We start from the raw sequence: 25158 nt of genomic DNA, 5'->3' as shown, positions 1-25158 counted from the left end.
CTTAGACTGTCTAATTCTGGTGTCGGAAGCTTTGAGGGCTACCCAAGCATCAGAGTACAAGGTTTGAAATACTGCCTTCACGATCTGTACGAAGTGAGTCTTGTTAGCAATGCGGGGCAAAGAACCTGGGACGTCATACTCAGTAAAGACGCTGTAAAGCTGATCCCAGAGCTTAAAGATTCCCTAAGTAAACTCAGTAAAACAAAGCGCCCAGAGTATGTGCGTCTACCGTTTGCTATTGAAGACATGATGTACACCTTCAGGAGCCTGTAGTACAACACCCGCAGTAAATTCAGATGAGACTAAGCCCCCAACCCCTTGGGGCTTTTTGCGCGCAAACCCACCAGCCTTTGCACTCAAACCTTGTACTCAAAAACAACACTCAAACAAAACACCCCAACAGATTTTCCCTAGAAATTTATTTGTACTCAGTGGTTGTTTTTGTTTGCACCGGGTGATTCTCGCTTGATATTATAAAGATGTGGTGAGTTCACTCTCTCTTTCTTGCCACAGTTGTTGTGCCCAAGCCCTGACCAGGTTCCTCTCTCTTCCCTGGTCGGGGCTTTTCTTTGTCTGTACGAAGCTAATTGACAAATTGGCAATAGTTTGACCGTTCGTCGGGTGTGGTACTGTTAGATAGTTGGGGCAGTGTCAGACAACGCCCGGTTTTGTTGGGTTTGCGGGTATGTCATAGCGCAAATCGGTAGTTAGTATACTTAGTAGACAATTAGAATTCGGTTTACAGGAATATTGATCGGCCATAGCCTTTTGAGTGTCGGTGGACGACACAACGAAAAGAGAGAGTAAGGCGATGGGCGTATACCAAGAACTTCCGAGCGATCTGATTGATCAGTTTGAGGCTGCCGAGATTATCGGAGTTTCACCCAGCACGCTGAAGACATGGCGGAGTCGAAATCCAGACTTGGGCTACTACCAGGGTTTCGGGCGTGAAATCAGATATTCGCGTGAAGAGTGCAAGGTCTATCGACACAACCGCTATCGCCGGATCGTCCCGAGTCCCACCAGCCAAGCCTAGCGCCTCCCTGGCTCGACAATTTACTAGCAAAAATGATAGTTTTTTGTTGAGTGAATGGAGGCGACATGAATCGAAAACTGCTGCTTGAGTCATGCCGCATGCTTGCTGACAATGGGGTCTGGTGTATCCCTGAGTCAGCGCTGATTGCATGCGCCGGCTACCCTGATCGCAAGACCTTGGGGGTGGCCATGACCAGGCATGTGAAGGCAGGGTTGATCGAGCGCTTCGGGCCTTGCCTGTACGTCAATCCATTTTTGAAGCCACCGGCCTCCGGCCTGTTTCGCTTAGCCAATTTTCTCCGCCCTGCGGATGACTTTTATCTGAGTTGTGAAAGCATCCTCAGCGAATGCGGGTGGATCAGCCAGATCCCGTTTTGCCAGACCTTTGTCACGACTGGCAGGTCATACCGCTTCAGTACGCCGCTTGGTGACATCGACTTTGTACACACGTCCGAAGACACCAGTGCCTGGCAGGGGCAACTCACATACAACGAAGATCGGCAAATCTGGGAAGCCTCCCCAGACAAGGCCCTTGCTGATCTCAAGCGTTACAAACGCAACCTGGGCCTTGTCCTTTCAGAATCCGATCGCCCCGATTAGCCCTCCAAGCCCAGATGCAATATTATCCACGATATTTGCACCGGGGCCTGTCATGCCAAGACCATCAGATATCCAGCTAAAGCGAAACCAGCTTGCACGACTCAAGGCCAACTTGGACGACTGTGCCCAGCGCCTTGCTGACCCCTTGGATGTCGACGATCCGCATACCCGCATTTTGCGCGCAAACGCTTTAGCGCACCGACTTGGTTTGGGGCAGCTGATCGCTCGCGGCGGTGATGACAAGGCCCGGCACATCAAGGAGCTTGCCCAACTGCCGGATCTCAGTGCTATCCATGCTTTCCGGAAGTCTGATCCCGCACCTTTGCGCGTTGGGAAGATCGCGAAATCGGACGAGCAGTCGTACTCCGAAATGGTCTCCGAGTTCAGCGAAGGCTTGATTGAATTGAATGCCCTGGAAGCTAACGAGGATGAAGAGCTTTCAACCCCTGACAGCATTGCCTCACTGATTGAAAGCGCCCCAAGAATAGGAAGGCCTGCCAAATCACCTCTGGAAAGCCTTGACCGTGGATTGGCGGAAAACTTCGGGACAGCTCGGCTTGCCTTGGCCAAAGCGATGATCAATGAGGAAACACCCAGGGTCATGGGGAGGCCTGCACGCACTGTTGCTCAGGTGAACGAGGAATATGACCAGCGCAAATCCGAACTCGAAAAGTCCATCCAGGATCTCGAATCGAAGCTCCAGGGCGTAGAGATTCACGATCGCGCCACAAAGATCTACCGCGACGTGCTGGCTCAGTTTAAGCGGTTGGTGAAGGAAGTGGGCGGGCCCGACCAAGTCGCAGCGAAAGCCGAGGTAGCGCGCTTGGAGAGCCACCTCAAATTCTTGAAAGCCGACCGAAAAAAATACCTGGAAGCAGGTGAGCCCGATCTCCCATTGGAGCATCACAACTCCCCCCGATACCACCTTGCGGAAGCCAAGTCCGAACAGGCAGGGGTGAGGTACATCTATGACGAAGTGACCCTGCCACGGGAGATAAAGCGATTCAAAGAGACGGAAGCTGCAGCCAAAAAGGCCAAGGCCAGCAAGAAATGACAAAGGGGCCACCGGCCCCTTTTTTGTTCCCAACCACTCAGCCAGGCAGCTTTTTACACGATGATCGCGAAGAGGTAGCAAAAAACGGCAATGCACACGACCCATTGGAAGATTTTCTCGAACATGATTTCGCTCCCTGACTGTACATATTATGGCGTTTATTGTGTTCGGTTTTTCAGGGAAACGCAAGCGTGGCGGGGGTTGGGGTTGGAGATAGTAAACTCGGTGTACTTTCTATAATTGCTAATTTGTCAAGGGTAATATATCAAAATCCGACGAACGGTATTGCCAAGAATTCGATTTAGCTACATATTGATTTGACGAAGCGGGCAGCACGGTGTCGCCCGGTAGGTGAATCAGGCAGAAGAGAGATGAATGCGTGCGTGAAGGTCGAAGATTTTGAGCTGACGATCGATGATCAGATGGTCGAGCGGGAGCGGGCCAGGCTGGCTGAGTCCTTGGGATACCTGACTGAGTCCCAGCTTGCGATGTTAGCTGGCGTCAAGAAGAGCACCCTGGAGTCTTGGAGGAAGCGCTCCAAGGGGCCTGTCTCGATCCTTTTCGGCAACGAACCCCTTTACTCGATTGGCAACGTCAAAACCTTCTTTGAAGCATTGACTCACGAAAAGTCAGACCGGAGCCACATCCGGGCCACGCTTTGACTCATCCTCCTGGGCACGCCGCAATGCCTTCCTTCTTTCATCCAGATGCACTGATTCTGGCTTGATGTGGGTATAGCGGCGCAATGTCTTCCAATCTTTATGTCCGGTAAACAGTGACACAGACTGGATCTCAAGCTCCCGCGCAAAAAGGTCAGTCGTTGCAGTGTGCCGGAGATCATGGAAGTGCAGGTCTTTGATACCCAGAGCCTTGCAAGCCCTGGTAAAGGAAGCGCTCACAGACCTTGGGTTAAACGGAAAAAGACGCCCTGACTTTCGATCCCCTTTAGCTTTTACGATCGCATCTACGAAGTCGTCAAGAATCGGCACTTTGCTGTCATTGCCTTGCTTCTTCTTCGGATGTTTCCTGTTTCGAACGAGCATTACGCGCTCATTCAGATCGATTTCTTCGATAAGCACTGAGCAGACCTCTTCCTGGCGCAAAGACGTGAGGAGTGCGAATCCGATCACGGCGATCATGTCGATCTGGAACCGCTTCATTTTCTTGTAATGACCAACCAGCCGCTCAATCTCTTCAGGAGTTGCGACTCTCTCCCGCTCAACAGACCTCATCTCCAAGGTTGTATGCTTGAGCCCCTGTCTCACATCGGCCACGATGTCAGGCCTGACATTATGTTTCCTCACATACCGACCCCAACTCAGAATTGTCTTTAGGTATGAAAGGTCGATAGAGATTGTCACGCCTCCTGCACCTTCTTTTCGCCTACGATCAACAAAGTCCCGAACCACAATCGGGGACAATGCCAGCAGCTTCACATGCCCCAGCTTTCTCTTAAGTGCTTTGAGTACCGCCGTCTTGTTTTTACCAAACGGCTTGGCTGAACCCTCAACCTCTTCGTACTTGCAGATTAGGTCTTCCAGGGTCGAGTCTCTGTGGGGGTCTACATAATCCTGGCTAGCCGAGAGCTTGAGCTGCTGCTCCACTTCCTTTGCCCACTTCCTGGCGGTTTTTGCGAGATCAAACGTCTGAGACCTGTAAAATCCAGCAACACGGATTTGGGCTCGGGTTTTCCCCGAAGGAAGCGTTGTGAAGGTAGCCATCGGCGTGTGCATCCTGTGTGCAAATTTGCAGGACATATTATAGGCGATATGACTACCCTTCAATCCCCTCGTGTGCACCACGTGTGCACCTGATGCACAAAACCATCAAAATCTAGGCATTTAAAGAATCAAAAAACTCATATGAATCAAGAAGTTATATCGCGCAGATTCAGCGTTGCCCCCATGATGGACTGGACTGACCGCCATTGTCGGTACTTCCTGCGCCTGCTTTCCAAGCACACCCTGCTCTACACCGAGATGGTCACCACCGGTGCCATTCTCCACGGCGATCGTGAGCGTTTCCTGCGCTACAACGTTTCCGAACACCCGCTGGCGCTGCAACTAGGCGGCAGCGTACCGGCCGACCTGGCCGCCTGCGCACGCCTGGCCGAGGAAGCCGGCTACGACGAGGTCAACCTCAATGTCGGCTGCCCCAGCGACCGGGTGCAGAACAACATGATCGGCGCCTGCCTCATGGGCCATCCGCAGTTAGTGGCCGATTGCGTGAAGGCCATGCGTGACGCGGTGTCGATTCCGGTGACGGTCAAGCACCGCATCGGCATCAATGGCCGGGACAGCTACGAGGAACTCTGCGATTTCGTCGGCACGGTGCGCGAGGCCGGTTGCGGCAGTTTTACCGTGCATGCGCGGATCGCGATCCTGGAGGGGTTGTCGCCCAAGGAGAACCGCGAGATTCCACCGCTGCGCTATAACGTGGCGGCGCGGCTGAAGCAGGATTTCCCAGCGCTGGAGATCGTGCTCAACGGCGGGATCAAGACGCTGGAACAGTGCCGGGAACACCTGCAGACCTTCGATGGGGTGATGCTGGGGCGCGAGGCCTATCACAACCCGTATCTGCTGGCCGAGGTGGACCAGCAACTGTTCGGCAGCACGGCGCCGGTGATTTCACGGGCCGAGGCACTGGCGCAGTTGCGGCCTTATGTGGCGGAACATATTGCCAGTGGAGGGGCGATGCATCATGTGACGCGGCATGTGCTGGGGCTGGGCACCGGGTTTCCGGGGGCGCGGCGGTTCCGGCAGTTGCTGTCGGTGGATATTCACAAGGCGCCGGATCCGCTGGCGTTGCTGGATCAGGCGGGGGCGTTGTTGGAGGGGCGCTGATTGCCGCCCCGGGAGTCAGTTGGGACGGTGTCATCGTTCATCGCCAGCAAGCCGGCTCCCACAGAAAAGCTCGCACCACCGGACATTGCACACTGGTCTTTGACCGGGCCAGCGCAAAAAGGGCGACACCCGGTCAGGTGTCGCCCTTTTTTGTCCGCCCCGGGGCGTCAGTGGCTCAACTGCGCTCGAGCGCGTTGACCAGGTCGTGAAACGCTTCGCGGTTGGAGTCGTTCAAGCCCATCAGGATCTTGTGCGCTTCCAGCACCTTGACCCGCACCACTTCTTCCGACTGGTCCTGCGATGGCAGGTCGGTCAGGCATTCCGGGCACGGGATCGGGCGGTTGACGATGTTGAACACCTGATCAAAACCCATGGACTGCAGCAGGCGGGTGATGTCGTCGTGGACGGTCACCACCGTCGGCAACAGGCCGACCTTCTGCCGCGACAGGATCGAGAGCTTGGCCAGCAAGCCCAGGGTGGTGCTGTCGATGCTGCGGGTTTCGGTCAGGTCGATCACGATCGCGGTGAAGTTCAGCGCCGTGAAGATCTTCTCGATCGTGGCATCCAACGCTGAACACAGGGTCAGGCGCACTTCACCCACGAACTTCAGAACGAAGGTGCCATCCTGCTCGGCGAATTGGATTCTACCGGTACTCATCAAAGGTTCCTGCTCAACACTAACAGGGCGATATCATCCGGCATCTCCCCTAGCGTGGCCAATCCAAAAACCTGGCGCAAGCCATCCAGGCTGCCCCCGGCTGTTCTCACCAGTTCAGGCAAGGCAGCCTCTTTCTCTTTGAGTGTATCTTGCTGCAAAAGGTCCAGTATGCCATCAGACATAAGTGTAAGACTGAATGTCGGCGGCAGCTCCAGAATGTGGTCTTCATAAGTGGCCTCGTTGAACAGGCCGACCGGCAAACCACGCCCTTCCAGGTACCGCACGCTGTCGGGGGTGTACAGCACCGGCAGCGGCAGGTGACCACCGATGCTGTAGGTCAACAGCCCGGTTTCCTCGTCGATCACGCCACCGACCATGGTGACGTGCTTGCCCAGCTTGCAGTTGATCAGGCCGCGGTTGATATGGCCCAGCACCTGCGACGGTTTGAACTCCGGCAGGGTGCCGTTGCGCTTGGACTCGAACAGCAGGCGCGTGGTCATGAACTTCAGCAGGACGGTGACGAACGCCGACGAGGCACCGTGGCCCGAAACATCCGCCAGGTAGAACGCCACCCGCCGCTCATCGACCCGGAAGTAGTCGACGAAGTCGCCGGACAGGTACAGGGACGGGATGATCTGGTGGGCGAAGTGGAAGTCGTCGATGCTCCACGGGCTGACCGGCAGCATGTTCATCTGCACCTGGCGCCCGGCATTCTGGTCTTCCTGCAGCAGGTGCAGGCTGGCTTCGAGTTCGCGATTGGCGGCTTCGAGCTTTTCGCGGTAGCGCTGGTTCTCCAGCAGCAGGCGCGCACGGTCGAGGGCCCGGCGCACGGAGTGCTCCAGCACGGCGAGGTCTTCGAGGGGCTTGATCAGGTAGTCGGCCGCGCCCAGACGCAGGGCCTCGACGGCATCGTTCATGACGCCTGCGCCCGAGACCACGATCACCGGGGTCTGCGGCGCAAGGTCGGAAACCTGGCGGATCACTTCCAGGCCGCCCATCTGGGGCATGCGCAGGTCGCAGATCACGAGGTCAGGCCTTGCTTGCTCGAATACCTGAAGTCCCTGCAGGCCATTGCCGGCTTGCAGGACGCTGAATCCGCTGTCTTCCAAATAGGCCGCAAGGCTTGCGCGCACTACTTCGTCGTCATCTATTATCAGCAGCGTGGCACTGGTTTTCTGCATGTGGGCAAACGGCGCCAGAATTAGGTTGGCGTAGACAGCAGGGCCTGGGCCCGCTCGTGCTACTGGATTCGCTTTCTAGCCTCTCCGGTTCGAGACGACCGAACGATCAGGTCCGGTGCATCGGTATCAGAGGTGCCCTTCTAAGGCGCAGACGGTACTCCCATCCGCCGGGCGTTTCAAGCTCATGCCGATGGTCGCTTGAGGTCTTTACACCTCAAATCACCGGGAGTTATAAGAAGTGTGAAAACCACAACGGAATCGAAGGACGAAGTCGATGAGCCAGACTGATCGTGACTACACTGAAAAGCGTGATTACATCCGGATGCGCGTCGATGCCGACGTGACGCTGATCCATGCCGGGCTGGAAATTTCGGCGGTGTGCGTGGACCTGTCCAGCAGCGGCATGCAGGTGGCGGCGCCGAGGGCGTTCAAGGCTGGCGATACGCTGCTGGTGAGGATCGAGTCCGATCATCCGTCGCTGAAGGGGCTGGAGGCGGAGACGGAAGTGGTTTGGGTGAGGGATCAGGATGGGGGGCAACAGCTGGGGTTGCATATTCTCAAGATGAGCTGAGATCGCGAAGGGTGGCCGCCTGCGGCGGATCGCCAGCAAGCGGAGCGCCGCCCGGCCGTCTCCCGCCCAAGCAACCACCCTCCACATTACCCGGTGTTTTCAGGCGGGCATGAAAAAGGCGACTCTCGAAGTCGCCTTTTTGTTTGCGGGGGGCCGAAAACTAGAAGTCGTCGACGACCTTGCCGTCCTTCACCTTGAACTCGCGGTTCTGCAGGTAGGCGTTGCGGATGAAGATGTACTTGTCGCCGCTGATCAGCTTCTCGCTCGACAGCAGGCTGGCACGGGTGTCGATCACGTCCAGGCCGAAAGTGATGTTGCGCGCCGGCACGTCATTGATGTAGCGGTAGGGTTCGGTGTAGCTGTCGACCACCTTGGCCGGTGCATCGCGCAGGGTGCTCGGGCCGAAGAACGGAATGACCACGTACGGGCCGCTGTCCAGGCCCCAATGGCCGAGGGTCTGGCCGAAGTCTTCGTCGTTGCGCTGCAGCCCCATTTTGGTGCCGACATCGAAGAAGCCGCCCACACCCAGGGTGGTGTTGAGCAGCAGGCGCGCGGTATCGACACCCGCGGCCTGGGGCTTGAACTGCAGGATGTCGTTGACCAGGTTGCCGACGTCACCGAAGTTGCGGAAGATGTTGTGAATGCCGTCTTCCAGGAACTGCGGGGTCACGGCCTGATAGCCTTGGGCCAAGGGTTTCAGGGCGTAGGTGTCCAGCGTGTCGTTGAACTTGAAGATTGGACGGTTGACGCTTTCCCACGGATCTTCGTCGGCCGCGTGCGCGGCGAATGGCACCAGCGCCATGCTGGCACACAAAGACACTTGAGCTAGACGATCGATCCAGCGCATAAAAAGAAACTCCTTGGATGAGACGGGATGCGGGCGCCATGCCCTGATAGTTGGGGTCAGTATAAAGCGGATACCTGTATTTAGGCAGTATGACCCAGACAAGTCCTACAAAGAATTACAAGGAGGACCGACAGCAAAGAGTCATTCAACTGTAATGGCAACGCCTTATTCTGCGAAGTTATTTCAGGGACGTCGCCATGCCACTCACCGCCGCCGCACCATTGCCCACCCCCACAGCCCTGCTCTTCGGCCTGACCGGCTGCCTGGTGGATTTCGGTGCCCGCGTCCGGCACGGCCAACGCCCGGATGAGCATCGGCACGCCACCCCTGGCGCACTGGAAGTGTTGCAGTATCTGCAACAGCTCGGCGTGCCCTGCGCCTGGATGGATGAATTGCCCCACGAGGTCAGCCAGCCACTCGCCGCGACACTGCCGGACTGGGTGAAACCCGCAGGTGTCTGCCGGGAAGCCCGCTGGCCATCACCGAACGCCTGCTGGCAGGCGTTGATGGGTCTGGGTGTGCAGCAACTGGAAGGCTGCGTCCTGGTCAGCGGCGAACCGCGCCTGCTGCAATCAGGGCTCAATGCCGGCCTGTGGACGATCGGCCTGGCCTCCTGCGGCCCGCTGTGCGGCCTGGCGCCGGTGGAATGGCAGGCGCTGAGCCGCCAGGAACGGGAAAGGAAGCGCGGCAAAGCCACCGTGGAGCTGTTCAGCCTTGGCGTGCACTCGGTCATCGACCACCTGGGCGAGCTGTCCACCTGCCTCGCCGACATCGCCCAGCGCCGGCTCAAGGGCGAAAAGCCCTGATCCGTGGCATTGATTGGGATCAGGCAAGAATCGCCACGGTGGATTACGCTGAGATTCAGGCACAGACCTTTATCGCGTCGCGAAGGTCTATGCCAGAGACTATCCATAGAAGGAAACCACCATGCCTGCCCGCGAACTGCAAGAACAACTCGACACCCTGCGCGAGCAACTTGAACAGAACCCGCCGCTGTCCGAGGCCGAGCGCACCCATCTGCAGGACCTGATGCAGCAGATCGAACTGCAGCTGCAACTGGAAAGCGCAACCCAGGACAACAACCTGGCCGACGGGGTGAACCTGGCGGTCGAACGCTTCGAACTCGAACACCCGACGATTGCTGGCACCCTGCGCAATATTGTGCGGACCCTGGGCGACATCGGAATCTGACACCTGGAACCGGACTCGAAAAAAAGCCCCGGCTCTCACGAACCGGGGCTTTTTAGTTACAGCTCATTTCAGGCTATTGCAGCCCTGACTGACCGCTCAGGGCCAGGTCCATCAGCTCACGGTTGGCCACCGCGTACATGGCGTAGTCGGTACCGCTGGCGGCACGGATCTCCACCAGCATCGCACGCCAGCGATCGGCCATGCTCGCGTTCTGCTCCAGCCACAGAGCCACGCGGGCTTCCATGTCCTGCGGGGCATCGGCCAGCTTGAGCACCGAGATGGTGATCGCACGCTGCTGCCAGTCGACGTCGTCGCGGAACGCTTCGCGGGCCTGGGCCTGCCAGTTGTTGGCCACGCGCAGGTCGCTGATCTGCTGGGAGTACCAGGTCAGGTCCAGGGCACTGCCCACCGCGAAGTAGGCCTTGGCCACTTCGGCCGCGTCGTGACCGGTCACGTCGGCAGCCTCGATGATCGGCAACAGGGTGTACAGGTGCGTGGTACCAGCCACCATGCGCGCCAGCAGCTCCGGTACACCGGCCTTGACGTAGGCCTGGTAGCGGGTCTGCCAGAGCTCACGGGTCGGACCTTCCAGCAGTTCGTCGAGCTTGAGACCCAGCGCCGCCAGGTGCGGACCGAAGTGCGCGACGTCACGGGCAGCATCCTGCTCGTTGCGCCGGCTGCGCAGGAACCAGCGCGTGGCGCGACGGCCCAGGCGCATGAGCTCGTCCATCAGCTCCAGCTGGGTCTCGGCCGAGACCTTGTAGTCCAGGGCCTCGATCTGGCGGAACCAGTGCGGCAAGTGGAAGATGTCCCGCACGATCACGTAGGCACCGGCGACGTTCGCCGGGCTCATGCCGGTGGATTCCTTCAGGCGCTGCACGAAGGTGATGCCCATGTGGTTGACCAGGTCGTTGGCGATCTGGGTGCTGACGATTTCGCGCTTCAGGCGGTGACGACGCATGGCATCGGCGAACTTGCTCACCAGCATCGGTGGGAACGCGGTTTCCATGTCGCGGGTCAGGTAGTCGTCATCCGGGACCTTGGAGTCGAGCAACGCGGCCTTGAGGTCGATCTTGCTGTAGGAGATCAGTACCGACAGCTCGGCGCGGGTCAGGCCCTGGCCAGCGGCGACGCGCTCGGCCATCTGTTCTTCCGACGGCAGGAACTCGATGGCACGGTCCAGCTTGCCACGGCCTTCCAGGTCGCTCATCAGGCGCTTGTACTCGGCAATCCGGTCGTAGGCACGACGGGCCGCCAGGGACAGTGCCTGGGTCTGCTTGTAGTTGTTGCCCAACACCAGGCCGCCGACTTCGTCGGTCATGCTGCCCAGCAACTGGTTGCGCTGCTTCTCGGTCATATCGCCGGCCTGCACCACTTCGTTGAGCAGGATCTTGATATTCACCTCGTGGTCGGAGCAGTCCACGCCACCGGCGTTGTCGATGAAGTCGGTGTTGGAACCGCCACCATTGAGGCCGAACTCGACACGACCGAGCTGGGTCATGCCCAGGTTGCCACCCTCGCCCACCACCTTGCAGCGCAGCTCGTTGCCGTTCACCCGCAGGGCGTCGTTGGCCTTGTCGCCGACATCGGCGTGGCTTTCGCTGCTGGCCTTGACGTAGGTGCCGATACCGCCGTTCCACAACAGATCCACCGGTGCCTTGAGCAAGGCGTTGAGCAGTTCGGTCGGGGTCAGCTTGTCGGCGCTGATGTCGAAGCGCTCTTTCATCTGTGGTGTGATGGTGATGCTCTTCGCGCTGCGCGAGAAGATGCCGCCACCCTCGGACATGATGCTGGTGTCGTAGTCCGACCAGGCCGAACGTGGCAGGTCGAACAGACGCTTGCGCTCGGCGAAGCTGGCTGCCGGCTCGGGGTTCGGGTCGATGAAGATGTGCAGGTGATTGAACGCCGCGACCAGCTTGAGCTTGTCGGACATCAGCAGACCGTTGCCGAACACGTCGCCGGCCATGTCGCCGATGCCGACCACGGTCACGCTGTCTTCCTGGACGTTGATGCCACGCTCGCGGAAGTGACGCTGTACGCCCACCCACGCGCCCTTGGCGGTGATGCCCATCTTCTTGTGGTCGTAGCCGGCCGAGCCGCCAGAGGCGAAGGCGTCGCCCAGCCAGAAACCGTAGTCGATGGCGATGCCGTTGGCGATGTCGGAGAAGGTCGCGGTGCCCTTGTCCGCCGCCACCACCAGGTACGGGTCATCGTCGTCATGACGCACGACGTTGGCCGGCGGCACCAGCGCGCCATCCTTCAGGTTGTCGGTGATGTCCAGCAGGCCGGAGATGAAGATGCGGTAGCAGGCGATGCCTTCGGCCGCGATCTCGTCACGGCTGCCGCCCAGCGGCAGGCGACGCGGCAGGAAGCCGCCCTTGGCACCCACCGGCACGATCACCGAGTTCTTCACCTGCTGGGCTTTTACCAGACCCAGGACTTCGGTACGGAAGTCTTCCTCGCGGTCCGACCAGCGCAGGCCGCCACGGGCGACGTTGCCGAAGCGCAGGTGCACGCCCTCGACCCGTGGCGAATAGACGAATATCTCGAATTTCGGCACCGGCTTGGGCAGTTCGGGGATCGCGTGCGGGTTGAACTTGAAGCTGAAATACGACTTGTTCTGGCCGTTGGCGTCGGTCTGGTAGAAGTTGGTCCGCAGGGTCGCCTTGATCAGGTCGAGGTAGCGACGCAGGATGCGGTCTTCGTTCAGTACCTGGACGTCGTCCAGGGCGGTCAGGATCGCCTGCTCCAGGCGCTGCTGCTTGTCGTCGAGGTCTTCGGCGCTGAGCTTGCGGGCCAGGTAGAAGCGGGTCTTGAACAACCGGGTCAGCTCGCGGGCGATATCGGTGTGGTTGTTCAGGGTGCTGGCGATGTAGCCGAGGTCGAAGCCCAGGCGGATCTGCTTGAGGTAGCGGGCGTAGGCACGCAGCAGCGCCACGTCGCGCCATGGCAGGCCGGCGGTCAGCACCAGGCGGTTGAACGCGTCGTTCTCGGCGTCGCCACGGACGATGTGGACGAAGGCGTCCTGCAGGGTGTCGTTGAGCTGCTGGATATCCAGGTCCAGGCCTTCGGCGGCGCTGAAGGCGAAGTCATGGATCCAGAACTCGCGACCGTTGCTGTGGCGCAGGCGGTACGGAAACTCGCCCAGCACGCGCAGGCCGAGGTTTTCCAGAATCGGCAGCACGTCGGACAGCGCCAGCGGGGTATCGGCGTGGTAGAGCTTGCAATGCAGCTCGCGCTGGCCGGAGACCTGGCCCAGCGGCTGGTAGAAGCTCATGACCAGCGGGTTGGCTTCGGTCAGGTTCAGCAGGTGCTGCATGTCGACCACCGCCGAGTGCGCGGCGAAACGCTCGCGGTAGCCGGCCGGGAAGCCTTTCGGGAAGTCGGTCAGCACGTTGGTGCCGTGGGCCTCGCCGAAGCTCTCGACCACCAGGCTGGCATAGTCGTCCTGCCAACTGCGGCAGGCCTGGATCACTTCCTTCTCCAGCAGCACCGGGTCGATGTCCAGGCGGTTCTTCGGGTCGACCCGCAGGATCAGTTGCACACGGGCCAGCACGGACTCGGAGAAGAAGGTCCAGAACTCGCAGTCGCTGGCCTTCAGGCGGTCCATCAGCACCTGCTGGATCTTCTGGCGGACTTCGGTGGAGTAGATATCACGCGGCACATAGGCCAGGCAGTAGCAGAAGCGGCCGTACGGGTCCTTGCGCAGGAACACGCGGATCTTGTTGCGCTCCTGGATCTGCACGATCGACATCACGGTGCTGAACAGCTCGTCCACCGGGGTCTGGAACAGGTCGTCGCGCGGCAGCACTTCGAGCACCTGGGCCAGTTCCTTGCCCAGGTGGGCCTTGGACTGGAAGCCGGAGCGGCGTTCGATTTCCTCGACCTTGCGGCGGATGTACGGGATCACCCGCACGCTCTCGCCGTACACCGAGGAGGTGTAGAGACCGAGGAAACGGCATTCCTTGATCACCTTGCCGTCGGCGTCGATCACCCGCACCGAGACGAAATCCGGATAGGCCGGGCGGTGTACGCGGCTCGGGTGCGCGGCCTTGGCGAACGACAGCGGGGTCGGCTCGGCCAGGTAGGCGACGGCGTAGTCCTCGATGCGCAGGTCTTCGGCGGTGAGGCCGGCGCGCAGCAGCTTGGTCAGGCCGAGGAAGGAGTTGGGGTCATACTCGATGTGACCGCCTTCCTGGTCGCCATGGACCACGAACTCCTCGTAGCCGAGGAAGGTGAAGTGGTTGTTCACCAGCCATTCGAGGAAGCTCCTGATCTCGGCCTTTTCGTCGGCGGCGATGGCGAACTGGCTGTTGTCGATGCCGTGGATCAGTTCCTGGACCTTGGCCTTCATCGGCTCGAAGTCGGCGACCGCGACGCGGACTTCCGCCAGCACCTGCTCCAGTTCCTTGGACAGCACATTCAGTTCGGCGGCGTTGGCGCAGCGGTCGATCTCCAGGTACATCAGCGATTCGTTGAGAATGCCTTCGCCCTGGGTGCCTTTTGGCAGGATTTCCAGCAACTCGCCCTTGCTGCCACGACGCACGCTGAGCACGGTGGTCTGCAGGGTGTGGATGCTGTAGCCGCGGCGGTTGAGTTCGGTGCGCACCGAGTCCACCAGGAATGGCAGGTCGTGGTGCAGGACTTCCACGGCGGTGTGGGTCGATTGCCAGCCATGGCGTTCATAGTCCGGGTTGTAGACCCGCACTTGCGACTGGGCGTGGTCGAAGCGCTCCAGCAGGCGCCAGGCTGACAGGGTACAGCCGGCGAGGTCGGAGAGTCGACGCTGGGTCAGTTCGTCCAGGGAAATGATGCCGAAGAACTGTTCAGCAAACAGCGCCACTTGTGGCAGTGCCTGCTCGCTGATGTGCTGCGCCAGTGCCGCTTGCAGTTGATGCTGGAAGTCGGCCTTGCTGGCTGCGGTGAAGAACGCCATCTGTGGTACTCCGCTTGGGCTTTGTTATATAGAGAGAAGCGTCGCGAGTTTCCCCGAAAAAGGGGACCGTCATCACTGGGCAGGTGTAGCTTGGGCAGTGCACAGTGACAGGTTGATGATGCTGATCGCGACCCAGGGGTCACATCCACGTTCGAAGATTAGCTTCTTCCACGGCCGCCGCCGGTTTTACTGGCCGGGGCCGGGGAAAAACTATCCGTTGCGAAGCTTAACGAGAGGGCCGACAGGCGTTCTTGCAACGCTGCGACATATTCGGACATTGACAGGCAGCACCGAACGGCCCTGGGAGACTTCCAGCCGACAGCCCGAGCCCACGCGCCTGGCCTGGAAAAGGACCGGCCGCCCTCAGGTTTCGCGCTTGCCGGTCCCCTGAAGGCGGGCAATCTCAGCGTCCAGTGCCTGCCTGAACTTGTGCAACAGCGCCAGGTAGTTCATCGGATCACGGGCATGGTCGAAAAACCAAGTCTTGTAGCGGCCATACCTGAGTTCATCGAGCTGCAACTGGTTTTCGACGAAATCACCGCCGGGCAAGGCACTGCGGTTGGGGCCCACCCCTTTCCTGAGGAAAGCCACGCCGGGATAGACATGCAGTGCCTCGATCTCCCAGTTCGGGATCAGTGCTTTCATCTCCAGGGAAAGCAGATTGTTGCGGTTGATGATATCGATGGCCTGCTTGAGCCAGCGCACGGGGGTGTCGAGGAAATCCTTGGCCAGTGTTGAACCGTCATAAACCGGCCAGTAGGACGTGAAGTAATCCTCGAGAATGTAATACCCTCCAGCCACCACCCCGGTGATCAGGTTGAACAGGCTGGTCAACTGGTCGCTGCGCCGGTGGCTGCCATCATCGATGATGATGTCGAATGGACCGTATCGCTTCATGAAACGATCCAGTGCGAGCGGATCGCCCTGGTCGACCACGAAGGTTCGGACTCTTTCACTGTCGAGCTCACGCTTGTCGTAGAGGTCCAGACCATGAATGGTTGCCAAGGGAAAAACCTCGGCCCAGAGCTTCAGCGAGGCACCGCCCGGATCGGTGCCCTCGCCTCCCACGCCGATTTCCAGCAGTTTGAAAGGGCGTCCCACGTAATCCAGCAAGTGATTCGCGTAAAACCGGTGGTAATGGTGCGTGACCACCTTGTCACAACCATATCGGCTCCCTACGGCCTGGAGACGCTCTTCAAGGTCCTTTTTACCTGGCATCGGCAAAAACCTCGCGAATGAATGTTCGGTGTTTTTCGGTCCAGGTTTCCGCCCACGACCTGGGCCAGTTCACGGCGGCATTCTCGTAGCGTGACTGGATATCATCCGTCCGTTTGACGCCCTCGATAATGGCTGAAGACAATCGATGCAGATCGGGCGGGACCGCAATAATGTTCTTCGATATGGCGGCGAGGTAGTCCGGCGTCTTGGTCGCAAACGTGTTGGTGACGACGATGGCACCGGAAGCGGCAAGGTCCATCGGGATCAGGCTGGGGTGTGGCGAGGACATCAGGGTCAGGCACAGGTCGAAGGTCTTGGTGACGGCCTCATACTCATCCAGGGGCATCCTGGGCAACTGCACCACCTCCACGCCTTCGGCCAACCGGACAGAGGCATTGCCGATGCCCATCCCGTAGAACTCCCAGTCGCCCACGTCGAACGCCCCCTTCTTGAACGCATCGATCAAAGCCAGCGCAGCCATTTCGAACATGTTTCGATTCACCGCCGGGCGACTGTAGAACACGAACCGCCTGCGGCCATTTCTCTTTTGCGCGTGAAATTCCTCCTGCGCATAGATCGAGGAGGAACAGGCATTGTCGAAGCTCATCGAGCGCAGGCGTTGTCCTTCCGGAGTGATGGCATTGGCCTTGAGATAGCTTAACAAGGCACTCGATGACGACAGGGTGTGATAGTTGAAATCATAGGAATTCCGGGAAATACAATACTGGCTATTGAATGGATGAAAGGCTGCTTCAAAATCCTGAATCAGGTAGAGAAATGGCCGCGCGCCCGTCAACTGGGCAATCTTGTTGGCAAAGTAGGCGCTGTACCAGACCGTCGCGACGCAGTTATCCCTCGGCGACACCTTCAACGGCGCTACCCGCGAACCGATGTACTCGACCTCCATCAGTTCGAACAGACGCTCCATGGAGGGAAATTTTTGCAATGCCTTGCGGAACTCGTCCTCGACATAATAGAAGTTGTCGAACAGTACCAGTCGCACGCGATAACCCTGCTGGGCGATAAACATCGCCACATTGAAGACCCCAAAGAAACCCGCGGAAATGGTATTGATGGTAAATGCCGGCACCAGCACATTTATACGCACGGGCGCCTGCTGATCGACGATCACCTCGGGCAAGTCATAAGCCCTGTTGACCATCAGGTTGAGCAAGTGCTCGTCATAGAGTTGTGGTCGTTCGAGTTCCGACTTTTCCTGCTCGCGCATCAAGGCGGACAATGGAAGGAATACATTCGCCACTTTCAATAGGTAGTAAGCCAGCCTCACCCGTGACGGGAGACCGGACAGCGACTTGCCTTCACGCAGGCTCGCCAGGGCGAGCCGGCAGGTGTATGGCCCCAGTATCTCGAACGCGGCCACCTTGGCTATCCTGAACATTGCCGCCTTACTCATGCTTTCTCCTTGTTCGACTCAATCGCCACAATGCTGCCGGATTCGAGCCTGATGGTTTTATTGCAGAACTTGTTGAGCAACTCCTTCGAGTGAGAGGCCATGACCACGATCTTCGAGCGGTGCATCATGCTTTCCATTCGCTGCCTGGCTTTCTCCTGGAAGGATTCGTCGCCCACGCCGAAGACCTCGTCGATCAGCAGGATGTCACTGGAATAAAGTGTCGAGATGGCAAAGATCAGCCGCAGCTGCATACCCGAGGAATAGGAGCGGATCGGCAGATCCAGATAGCCGCCCAATTCGGAAAATTCCTCGATCTCGGCAATGTCCTGCTGCACCTTGCGCAACGGATAACCGTAAAGCCGCGCCAGGCGATCGATATTCGCCCGCCCCGACAATTCATGGTCCGTACCGACGCCGAGTTCGAACAGGGCACGCACGCTGCCCTGCAGATGACGGCTGCCACTGGAGGGCATGTAGATCCCGGCCAATGTCCTCAGCAGACTGCTCTTGCCCGAACCGTTGTGACCAATCAGCCCTACCCGGTCGCCATCGACCAGCGTGAGGTTGATATTCTTTAGTGCCTGGATGTGAACCGTATGGGAGTCATCCCTGGAAATGATGCCTCCGGTACTCATCCTGACCAACTGCGTCCTGAGGGAGGCGCCCGCTTCGGTAATGACGGGAAAACTCAGAGCAAGATTCTTCAATTGTATGAATGCCATATCAGACCCAAAAGACGATGTTTTTTTTATATCGCCCAAAAACCACGACGGCCAAAGTCCAACCAGCCAGACTGAGAACAGCCATGCTGCAGTAATCGAAGGTCTCGATCGGCAATGACAACAATGGATTCTTGACCAGGGAAAACAGCGTGGCGATGGGATTCAAGGCAAACCAGGAAAGACTGGCAACGACATCGGACTTCTTGTAGAGGATGGGCGTCATGAAGAACAGGATCGGCATCAACGCTTCGATACAAGGCCCAAGATCCCGAAACCTGGCCCCCAGGGTGGCGATCAACAAGGCGATCCACCAAAGATTCACGATAACCAGCAGAAGACCGAGCAACGCCCAGCCCACATTCGCAACGGTTGGAAAGCCATACAGGCAGAACACAATTAGAACAATCGATATGTTGTGTGAGAAGTTGATCAGATGCTTGGAAAGCAGACGCAATGTATGCAGTGACAGTGGCAACGAATAATTTCGAATGATGGCTGACTGATTGACAAAGCAATTCGACGATTCGGCAATGATCCCGGAAATCATGAACCACAGAACCAGGCCCACGGCGAGACTGGGCAGCATCGCCCGTAACTCCAGCCCCATGACCGCGCTCCATACCAACCCCAACCCAATCACGCCAAGCCCGGTACCCAGGGTGATCCACCAGGGCCCCAGCGTGCTTCTCGCGTAGCGTGCCCGCGTGTCACTGAGGGCGAAACTCAACCAGATATCCCGCCTGGAAACTGCCGCAAGCAGATCCCTGAGTCCCTCCGTCATGGGTGGCTCCCTGTCTTTGTCGAATGCATGGAATTCTTCACGAGCCCCCCATATCCAGGCCACAGCCCATGGGCGCCGTGCCGTGGGACTCCTGCACCAGAGGGTCATGGCTGGATCTGATCAGCAGGGCTTCGTCACACCAGTGCAAAGGTCGATGATCGTTGCGCTCGCCATCGGCGATGGCGACCTGGACGACATAGTCGCCCCGGACCAGTCTCGGCATGGGAAACTCGAACGCCACCGACAGGCTGGCACCCGCCGCAGCGGCACCCGGCCTGCCCTGGGGACCGGTGCAGGCGTTATCGCCAAACAGTGTCTGGCCCAGGGAGTCCTTGACGGAAAACCCGATGACGGGCTGTTCTATGTGGACATGCGCCTCGGCTTCGATCGTGAGGGTGACCCGTTCGCCCCCGGCCACCCAGCTCAAACCGGCACCGGCACGATCGCTGAACCCGACATGAACGATGCGTGCCTCCCGCCCACCAAAGGTGCCGGGGGCCTCGGGATCAAAACGGAACACCTCCAGGTCGCCCGCCAGGCCACGAGCGTCGGCCTCGCCGATACGCCGGGCCGGGTCCGGCGAAACCCAGGAACCGATGGGTTTGAAAAGGCGCCCATGTCCATCCGTACCGGCCCGCCGGCCGACCGCCGTCGAGGCCCGCAGGTCCTCCAGATAGGCCGCACAGACCGGGCCGGGCTCGCCGATCTGCCGCCGAGCGCCACGGTCCAACCAGATCACCCGATCACACAGGCCGGTGATCGCCGCGATATCGTGGCTGACAAGAATCACCGAATGCCGCTGCTTGAACTCGCGAAGAAAGCGCAGACATCGTGCGGCAAAGCCGTCGCCAGCGACGGCCAGCGCTTCGTCAATCAGCAGGATATCGGCGTCGACATGAGCGATCACCGCAAATGCCAGGCGCACGTGCATGGCGCTCGAATAGGTACTCGCCGGCTGTTCCATGAAGCCGCCGATATCGGCAAAGGCGGCAATCGCGGAAAACCGCTGGTCGATCTCCTCCTTGCCCAGACCATGCAGGGTGGCGACCAGGTAGACGTTTTCGCGCCCGCTGAGCCGAGGATCGAATCCGCTCCCCGACTCCAGCAACGCCGCAACACGCCCGTTGGCGAAAATGTGCCCCGAACTGGGACTCAGGGCCGCCGCGATGAGCTGCAACAGCGTTGACTTGCCAGCGCCGTTGCGACCGACGATACCGATAGCCTCGCCCCTGTTCATGTCGAACGAGACATGCTCCAGCGCCCGGAACTCACGCCAGGAGCAGTCACGTACCAACGGCAGCATCTGCAGCAGGCGGTCGCGGGGCCGACCATAGCGCCGGTAGCACTTGCCCACCTCATCGACCCGCAGAACGATCTCAGAGGACATCGGCAAATCCTCCGCGGGTTATCCGGAAAAACGCCAGCCCACACCACGCCACCCCACCACCGGCCAATAGCGATAGCAACCAGGCGGAAAGATCTGGCCACCGTCCCCAAAGCATCACCAGTCGGGCGTTCTCGATCACCTGAGCGAGTGGATTGAGGCCCATGAGGGGGCGCAGGGATTCGGGCAGCGCCTCGATCGGATAGAAGACCGGCGACAGAAACAGCAGCGCTGTCAGCAATACGCCGACCAACGCCCCCAGATTGCGCAGGTAGGTCCCCAACGATGCCAGGATCCAGGACAACCCGAGGGCGAAGAGCGCCAGTGGCAGCACCACCAGCGGCAACAGCAGAGAGGTCAGGGGCGGTATCTGAAAAAACAGCCCGCACAGGATCAACCAGACGCAGAGATTGATCAGGAACTGGAGAACCGCGCCCGCCAGCAGTGCCAGCGGCAATACCTCGAAAGGGAATGCGATTTTCTTCACGTAGTAACCGTGGGCGAGCACCAGATGGGGTGACCGTCCCAGGCATTCTGCAAAAAGACTGAAAACGATCAGACCGATGAAGATCGTCAGGGAGAACGGCAGGAACAAACTACCATCCGTTCGCCAATGGGACTGGAGCACCACCCCAAAGACAAAAACATAGATAGCCGACATGAACAGCAGATTGGCCAACGACCGCAACAGTTTCCCGAACGAGCCATGGCAACGCCTGGAAAGTTCATGTCGAACCAATATCAATATAAGACTTCGCTGGCGCCACAATCCTCTGGAAATATCGCTCGTTCTATTCGCGAGTGGGAGCATGCAGTCGAACCCCTGACAATAAAAAACATCTGACTTGTGACCAGACCAGACAAATAGCCAATGAACATCAGATACGGCTGTTCAGATTTTCCTGATCAGCGCCGCGAACATCAGCCCCAGATTTCCAACAGGCGTCTGCCTGTGCACTCCGGAACGCCTGATACCCGAGATCCGGTGAAACAGCGGTTGCTCACGGGCGGTTTTGAAGAGCGACAATATTTCGACATTGCTTCGATCCAAGCGATGTCCCATCAATTCCAGGGCGCGGATGTTCTGCCGATTCCACTCGTGAAAACGGCCATGGATCAGCATGCGGATCCGATGGAGACGGGCCAGCCATCCGGCATTGCTGCCGACCAGGTTGGCCTGGTGCTGGCGGTAGAGTGTCTTGGGTTGCGGGTCATAGAAGACCACCCCGTCCCGGGCCCCGGACACCAGCTGGTAGGCCCACCAGTCATGGGAGGGAATGCAGACATCGGGCCCGGCTTCGCGCAGCAGTTCGCGGGCGGCATGGTTGAACACCATGGTGTTGCCACCCCCGATGTTCTGGACCAGCGCATTGGCAAAGTCCGGAGGCTGGGAGAAACAGGGAGACCGACCGGCGTCGATGCCCAATTCCGAGATCAACCGGGTACGCCCGCAGTACAAGGCCGGCACATGCCCGGGAACGCTCTGCAACCACATGAGCGCGGTTTCGAGCTTGTCTTCGTTCCAGATATCGTCCTGATCGGACCAGGCATAGAAATCCGCCTGAACTTCAGGACGAAAGGTCAACGACAGGAAGTTGGCGGCAAACCCCCTGCGCGGACCGGGAAATACTTTCAGCCGCCCTCCTGGCCAATCACTCGTACAACGGTCGATCACGTCCAAGGTGGCATCACTGGAGCCATCATCGGATATCGCCAGGTTCCAATTGCAATGGCTCTGGCGTTCAAAGGAGTTGATCTGTTCGGCCAGAAATCGTTGGCCATTGTAGGTACACATCAGGATCGAGACTTTCAAGGCCTTATTCCTCCGTTAGAAGATTTCCAGGAAAATCTTGAACCGGACAACGCGGGAACTCGGCTTGGCGATGATTATCAAGACTTCGGCGCATATCGTCTACTGTCAGAAATGACAGGTCTATACGAGAACTCTGAACACGATATGGAATGAGAGAAGTTGAAACCAAGATACTTCCTACAAATATCTGACTGGTGCCCAATAGAGCGAAACTCGGAGTGAAGTGGCGGGCAGCCGTCATCCGTGCCTGAAAAATCTCGCGGATACAGGCAAACTATCGCCCCTACCCCGCTCCCGCCACAGGACACCCAGCCCATGCCGTTCAGTACCGCCCACCTCATCGCCAACCCCTGCGACGATGAAGAAGACAACATGGCCATGCTCTGCTGCCACAGCGACAAGGGCGAGATGTTCCTGATGACCCGCTACCCGGACGAGGACGAGCTGGAAATCACCCTCGACGGCGAGCCGTCGACCCTGGATGGGGTCAAGGTGACCTTCAGCGCCACCCGCCTGCTGATCGAGGTCGCCCCCGGCGATGCCGACGCCCTCAACGGCGCGGACCACCTGGAAATCCTGCACCGCACCGACGCGTCCGAACTGGGCGAGGTCGAACAGACACTCAAGAACATCCTCGACGGCACCGGCACGTACGTCAGCGAACTGGGTTGAAAATCGCAAGTACGCCACATTCGTGAGAAATGACTCTCAACAACGCAGGATTTTTCTCGAAAAATCGCAAAAATCCCTTTGTCCGTTAGTCGCCACGACCCTCGATGGATTAAAGTAGCGCCCCCGGCGACGACATTTGTCCGCATGCCGTCGCCCCCCTCTCCAGGAACACTCATCGATGGAACATCGTGAAGCGCTGCTGGCGCTGCGAACCTTTCTCTCAGCGCAGATTCTCGGCCAGGAAAAGCTCATCGAACGCCTGCTGATCGCCTTGCTGGCCGACGGCCACATGCTGGTCGAGGGCGCCCCTGGCCTGGCCAAGACCAAGGCCATCAAGGAGCTGGCCGAAGGCATCGAAGCGCAGTTCCATCGCATCCAGTTCACCCCCGACCTGCTGCCCGCCGACATCACCGGCACCGAGATCTATCGGCCGGAAACCGGCAGCTTCGTGTTCCAGCAGGGCCCGATCTTCCATAACCTGGTGCTGGCCGACGAAATCAACCGGGCTCCGGCCAAGGTCCAGTCGGCGCTGCTCGAAGCCATGGCCGAGCGCCAGGTCAGCGTAGGACGCAGTACCTACGACCTGTCACCGTTATTCCTGGTGATGGCGACCCAGAACCCGATCGAACAGGAAGGCACCTACCCGTTGCCGGAAGCCCAGCTCGACCGTTTCCTGATGCACGTCAAGATCGGCTTCCCGGACGCCGCCGTTGAACGGCGCATCCTCCAGCAGGCCCGGGGCGAAGCGCTGAACGGCGAGGCCAAGCCCGAACGCCGGGTCAGCCAGCAGGCGATCTTCGCCGCGCGCAAGGAAATCCTCGGCCTGTACATGGCCGACGCCGTGGAGGAATACCTGGTCCAACTGGTGATGGCGACCCGCAGCCCGGCCAAGTTCGACGCGGAAATGGCCGAATGGATCGCCTACGGCGCCAGCCCACGCGGCTCGATCGCCCTCGACCGCTGCGCCCGGGCCCACGCCTGGCTGGCCGGACGCGACTTCGTCAGCCCGGAAGATATCCAGGCGGTGCTGTTCGACGTGCTGCGCCACCGCATCATCCTGTCGTTCGAAGCCGAGGCGGCGGGGATCGACCAGGATCGGGTCGTCCAGCGGATTCTCGACGTCGTCGCCGTCGCCTGAGCCGACAATGATCAACCCGCTACCCGCCGAGCCCGGCATCCGTACCACTCTCGCCGAGTTGATCGAGATGCGTCATCGCGTGCGCGAAGTGCGGCTGTTCTCGACGCCGAGCCAACGCAGCCCGCTGATCGGCCTGCACCATTCGAAACTGCGCGGCCGTGGCGTGGACTTCGACCAGGTGCGGGTCTACCAGGCCGGCGACGACGTGCGGACCATCGACTGGCGGGTCACCGCGCGAACCCAGGAACCGCATACCAAGCTGTTCCACGAAGAGCGCGAGCGGCCGATCTTCATTCTCGTCGAACAGAGCCGGCAACTGTTCTTCGGCTCCGGCCAGATGTTCAAGTCGGTGCTCGCCGCCCAGGCGGCCAGCCTGATCGGCTGGGCCGCACTGGGGCATAACGACCGGGTCGGTGGGCTGGTCTACGGCGACAACGAGCATTACGAAATCAAGCCACGGCGCAGCAAGCAGAGCCTCTTGCAACTGCTCAACCGGCTGGTGCGGGTCAACCACTCGCTGCACACCGACGTCGCCGCAGGCCACGACACCCTGGGCCAGGCGCTGATCCGGGCGCGGGAAGTGCTGCGCCCGGGCAGCCTGGTGATCGTGATCTGCGACGAGCGCGCGCTGAGCGATGCCGCCGAGCGCCAGTTGAGCCTGCTGTCGCGGCATTGCGACCTGTTGCTGCTGCCGGTCTCCGACCCCCTCGACCACGCCCTGCCCGCCGCCGGCCTGCTGCGCTTCGCCGATCGTGGCGCACTTTTGGAACTCGACACGCTGAACCCGGAACTGCGCCAGGCCTATCGCGCCCAGGGCGACGCGCGGGCTGCCCGCTGGGAGTTGCTGGCGCAAAAGTTGCGGGTGCTGTTGATGCCACTGAGCACCCAGGGTGAAATGGTCGAGCAACTGCGCGAGTACCTCAACCCGCAGCGGCCGGGAAAACCGTCATGAGCGACCTGGACCAGTTGCAACCGCTGATCACCCCACCGGTACAGGGTTTCTGGCCGCCGGCTCCTGGCTGGTGGCTGCTGGCGCTGTCGATGCCGCTGCTGGGCGTCGGCCTCTGGTATCTGCGCCGCTGGCTGCTGGCCAGACGGCC

Annotated in this window: 24 protein-coding genes; 12 read left to right on the top strand and 12 right to left on the bottom strand. The window is 59.5% G+C overall.

All coding sequences use genetic code 11. From position 1 onward, the window contains the following. From K675_RS33850 to K675_RS31665, 4 genes are all read left to right on the top strand, one after another. Positions 1-273, top strand: a 273-nt coding sequence (locus tag K675_RS33850) for a hypothetical protein (RefSeq protein WP_232434498.1), incomplete at its 5' end; no start/stop codon positions are given. Between the two features lie 828 nt (positions 274-1101). Then, on the top strand, positions 1102-1635 hold the full coding sequence (locus K675_RS0129775) for a hypothetical protein (RefSeq protein ID WP_017907104.1): 534 nt from the start codon (positions 1102-1104) through the stop codon (positions 1633-1635). Positions 1636-1687: 52 nt separating this feature from the next. Continuing rightward, entirely contained in the window at positions 1688-2689 is a 1002-nt protein-coding gene (locus tag K675_RS0129770; protein ID WP_017907103.1) for a hypothetical protein, read from the top strand. Between the two features lie 383 nt (positions 2690-3072). Beyond that, positions 3073-3351 carry a hypothetical protein gene (locus K675_RS31665; RefSeq protein WP_157384023.1) on the top strand — a complete coding sequence of 93 codons (279 nt, stop codon included), beginning with the start codon at positions 3073-3075 and terminating at the stop codon, positions 3349-3351. On the opposite strand, the gene K675_RS31660 is transcribed toward K675_RS31665, so the two are convergent. Beyond that, positions 3319-4410, bottom strand: coding sequence for a tyrosine-type recombinase/integrase (locus K675_RS31660; RefSeq protein ID WP_017907101.1), 1092 nt, complete (start codon positions 4408-4410; stop codon positions 3319-3321). The genes K675_RS31665 and K675_RS31660 overlap by 33 nt on opposite strands. A 141-nt stretch (positions 4411-4551) precedes the next feature. Between K675_RS31660 and dusA the strand changes: the two genes are divergently transcribed. Then, on the top strand, positions 4552-5532 hold the full coding sequence (gene dusA, locus K675_RS0129755; RefSeq protein WP_026145655.1) for a tRNA dihydrouridine(20/20a) synthase DusA: 981 nt from the start codon (positions 4552-4554) through the stop codon (positions 5530-5532). A gap of 175 nt (positions 5533-5707) precedes the next feature. Here dusA and rssC read toward each other — a convergent pair whose 3' ends face one another. Beyond that, on the bottom strand, positions 5708-6190 hold the full coding sequence (gene rssC / locus K675_RS0129750; protein ID WP_017127881.1) for an anti-sigma factor antagonist RssC: 483 nt from the start codon (positions 6188-6190) through the stop codon (positions 5708-5710). Beyond that, positions 6190-7371, bottom strand: a complete 1182-nt coding sequence (rssB, locus tag K675_RS0129745; RefSeq protein ID WP_017907099.1) for a two-component system response regulator RssB — start codon at positions 7369-7371, stop codon at positions 6190-6192. The genes rssC and rssB overlap by 1 nt, the downstream gene beginning before the upstream one ends. 274 nt (positions 7372-7645) lie before the next feature. Here rssB and K675_RS0129740 point away from each other — a divergent pair, with 274 nt between their 5' ends. Beyond that, positions 7646-7942 carry a PilZ domain-containing protein gene (locus K675_RS0129740; RefSeq protein WP_017907098.1) on the top strand — a complete coding sequence of 99 codons (297 nt, stop codon included), beginning with the start codon at positions 7646-7648 and terminating at the stop codon, positions 7940-7942. Between the two features lie 160 nt (positions 7943-8102). Here K675_RS0129740 and K675_RS0129735 read toward each other — a convergent pair whose 3' ends face one another. Continuing rightward, a complete protein-coding gene (locus K675_RS0129735; RefSeq protein ID WP_026145654.1) occupies positions 8103-8789 on the bottom strand; it encodes an MlaA family lipoprotein in 687 nt (228 codons plus the stop codon). A gap of 197 nt (positions 8790-8986) precedes the next feature. Here K675_RS0129735 and K675_RS0129730 point away from each other — a divergent pair, with 197 nt between their 5' ends. Both K675_RS0129730 and K675_RS0129725 read left to right on the top strand, forming a co-directional pair. Further along, a complete protein-coding gene (locus tag K675_RS0129730) occupies positions 8987-9595 on the top strand; it encodes a hypothetical protein (RefSeq protein ID WP_017907096.1) in 609 nt (202 codons plus the stop codon). Positions 9596-9716: 121 nt separating this feature from the next. After that, the gene (locus K675_RS0129725; RefSeq protein ID WP_017907095.1) at positions 9717-9980 is read left to right on the top strand and encodes a DUF4404 family protein; all 264 of its coding nucleotides are present in this window, start codon (positions 9717-9719) and stop codon (positions 9978-9980) included. Between the two features lie 73 nt (positions 9981-10053). Here K675_RS0129725 and K675_RS0129720 read toward each other — a convergent pair whose 3' ends face one another. The 8 genes from K675_RS0129720 to K675_RS0129685 form a co-directional block, all read right to left on the bottom strand. Further along, complete coding sequence (locus K675_RS0129720) at positions 10054-14916, bottom strand: NAD-glutamate dehydrogenase (RefSeq protein ID WP_017907094.1); 4863 nt, start codon at positions 14914-14916, stop codon at positions 10054-10056. Positions 14917-15279: 363 nt separating this feature from the next. Next, positions 15280-16134 carry a hypothetical protein gene (locus tag K675_RS31655; RefSeq protein ID WP_080635431.1) on the bottom strand — a complete coding sequence of 285 codons (855 nt, stop codon included), beginning with the start codon at positions 16132-16134 and terminating at the stop codon, positions 15280-15282. Next, entirely contained in the window at positions 16124-17548 is a 1425-nt protein-coding gene (locus K675_RS0129710; RefSeq protein WP_017907092.1) for a hypothetical protein, read from the bottom strand. Before K675_RS0129710 ends, K675_RS31655 begins: the two co-directional genes overlap by 11 nt. After that, the gene (locus K675_RS0129705) at positions 17545-18255 is read right to left on the bottom strand and encodes an ABC transporter ATP-binding protein (protein WP_232434497.1); all 711 of its coding nucleotides are present in this window, start codon (positions 18253-18255) and stop codon (positions 17545-17547) included. Before K675_RS0129705 ends, K675_RS0129710 begins: the two co-directional genes overlap by 4 nt. 16 nt (positions 18256-18271) lie before the next feature. Continuing rightward, entirely contained in the window at positions 18272-19051 is a 780-nt protein-coding gene (locus K675_RS31650) for an ABC transporter permease (RefSeq protein WP_017907090.1), read from the bottom strand. 37 nt (positions 19052-19088) lie between these two features. Further along, positions 19089-20438 (bottom strand): ABC transporter ATP-binding protein, encoded by a 1350-nt coding sequence (locus tag K675_RS31645; protein ID WP_017907089.1) that lies wholly within the window; start codon positions 20436-20438, stop codon positions 19089-19091. Next, positions 20428-21246 (bottom strand): ABC transporter permease, encoded by an 819-nt coding sequence (locus K675_RS0129690; protein ID WP_080635429.1) that lies wholly within the window; start codon positions 21244-21246, stop codon positions 20428-20430. The genes K675_RS31645 and K675_RS0129690 overlap by 11 nt, the downstream gene beginning before the upstream one ends. 81 nt (positions 21247-21327) lie before the next feature. Continuing rightward, positions 21328-22248, bottom strand: coding sequence for a glycosyltransferase family 2 protein (locus K675_RS0129685; protein WP_017907087.1), 921 nt, complete (start codon positions 22246-22248; stop codon positions 21328-21330). A gap of 315 nt (positions 22249-22563) precedes the next feature. Between K675_RS0129685 and K675_RS0129680 the strand changes: the two genes are divergently transcribed. From K675_RS0129680 to K675_RS32700, 4 genes are all read left to right on the top strand, one after another. Then, positions 22564-22920 carry a hypothetical protein gene (locus K675_RS0129680; protein WP_017907086.1) on the top strand — a complete coding sequence of 119 codons (357 nt, stop codon included), beginning with the start codon at positions 22564-22566 and terminating at the stop codon, positions 22918-22920. Between the two features lie 178 nt (positions 22921-23098). Continuing rightward, positions 23099-24058, top strand: a complete 960-nt coding sequence (locus K675_RS0129675; protein ID WP_017907085.1) for an AAA family ATPase — start codon at positions 23099-23101, stop codon at positions 24056-24058. Between the two features lie 7 nt (positions 24059-24065). After that, positions 24066-25010: a DUF58 domain-containing protein gene (locus K675_RS0129670; RefSeq protein WP_017907084.1), complete on the top strand. Its 945-nt coding sequence runs from the start codon at positions 24066-24068 to the stop codon at positions 25008-25010. Then, positions 25007-25158: DUF4381 domain-containing protein (locus tag K675_RS32700; protein WP_157384022.1), on the top strand; the 152-nt coding region annotated here is incomplete at its 3' end. The genes K675_RS0129670 and K675_RS32700, both read left to right, overlap by 4 nt.

The sequence above is a fragment of the Pseudomonas fuscovaginae SE-1 genome, from assembly GCF_000364705.1.
GTDB lineage: Bacteria > Pseudomonadota > Gammaproteobacteria > Pseudomonadales > Pseudomonadaceae > Aquipseudomonas > Aquipseudomonas fuscovaginae_A.
Note: the sequence above shows the minus strand (reverse complement) of the source record. Positions and strands in the feature narration are given on the sequence as shown.

Excerpts from the sequence above, each read along its gene's own strand:
- K675_RS31655 (WP_080635431.1), bottom strand. The coding sequence starts at position 16,134 with ATGCCAGGTAAAAAGGACCTTGAAGAGCGTCTCCAGGCCGTAGGGAGC.
- K675_RS0129770 (WP_017907103.1), top strand. The coding sequence starts at position 1,688 with ATGCCAAGACCATCAGATATCCAGCTAAAGCGAAACCAGCTTGCACGA.
- K675_RS0129735 (WP_026145654.1), bottom strand. The coding sequence starts at position 8,789 with ATGCGCTGGATCGATCGTCTAGCTCAAGTGTCTTTGTGTGCCAGCATG.
- K675_RS31660 (WP_017907101.1), bottom strand. The coding sequence starts at position 4,410 with ATGGCTACCTTCACAACGCTTCCTTCGGGGAAAACCCGAGCCCAAATC.
- K675_RS0129710 (WP_017907092.1), bottom strand. The coding sequence starts at position 17,548 with ATGAGTAAGGCGGCAATGTTCAGGATAGCCAAGGTGGCCGCGTTCGAG.
- K675_RS0129730 (WP_017907096.1), top strand. The coding sequence starts at position 8,987 with ATGCCACTCACCGCCGCCGCACCATTGCCCACCCCCACAGCCCTGCTC.
- K675_RS0129675 (WP_017907085.1), top strand. The coding sequence starts at position 23,099 with ATGGAACATCGTGAAGCGCTGCTGGCGCTGCGAACCTTTCTCTCAGCG.
- K675_RS0129725 (WP_017907095.1), top strand. The coding sequence starts at position 9,717 with ATGCCTGCCCGCGAACTGCAAGAACAACTCGACACCCTGCGCGAGCAA.
- dusA (WP_026145655.1), top strand. The coding sequence starts at position 4,552 with ATGAATCAAGAAGTTATATCGCGCAGATTCAGCGTTGCCCCCATGATG.
- K675_RS0129720 (WP_017907094.1), bottom strand. The coding sequence starts at position 14,916 with ATGGCGTTCTTCACCGCAGCCAGCAAGGCCGACTTCCAGCATCAACTG.
- K675_RS0129670 (WP_017907084.1), top strand. The coding sequence starts at position 24,066 with ATGATCAACCCGCTACCCGCCGAGCCCGGCATCCGTACCACTCTCGCC.
- K675_RS31645 (WP_017907089.1), bottom strand. The coding sequence starts at position 20,438 with ATGTCCTCTGAGATCGTTCTGCGGGTCGATGAGGTGGGCAAGTGCTAC.
- K675_RS31650 (WP_017907090.1), bottom strand. The coding sequence starts at position 19,051 with ATGACGGAGGGACTCAGGGATCTGCTTGCGGCAGTTTCCAGGCGGGAT.
- K675_RS0129740 (WP_017907098.1), top strand. The coding sequence starts at position 7,646 with ATGAGCCAGACTGATCGTGACTACACTGAAAAGCGTGATTACATCCGG.
- rssB (WP_017907099.1), bottom strand. The coding sequence starts at position 7,371 with ATGCAGAAAACCAGTGCCACGCTGCTGATAATAGATGACGACGAAGTA.
- K675_RS0129690 (WP_080635429.1), bottom strand. The coding sequence starts at position 21,246 with ATGCTCCCACTCGCGAATAGAACGAGCGATATTTCCAGAGGATTGTGG.
- K675_RS0129775 (WP_017907104.1), top strand. The coding sequence starts at position 1,102 with ATGAATCGAAAACTGCTGCTTGAGTCATGCCGCATGCTTGCTGACAAT.
- rssC (WP_017127881.1), bottom strand. The coding sequence starts at position 6,190 with ATGAGTACCGGTAGAATCCAATTCGCCGAGCAGGATGGCACCTTCGTT.
- K675_RS0129680 (WP_017907086.1), top strand. The coding sequence starts at position 22,564 with ATGCCGTTCAGTACCGCCCACCTCATCGCCAACCCCTGCGACGATGAA.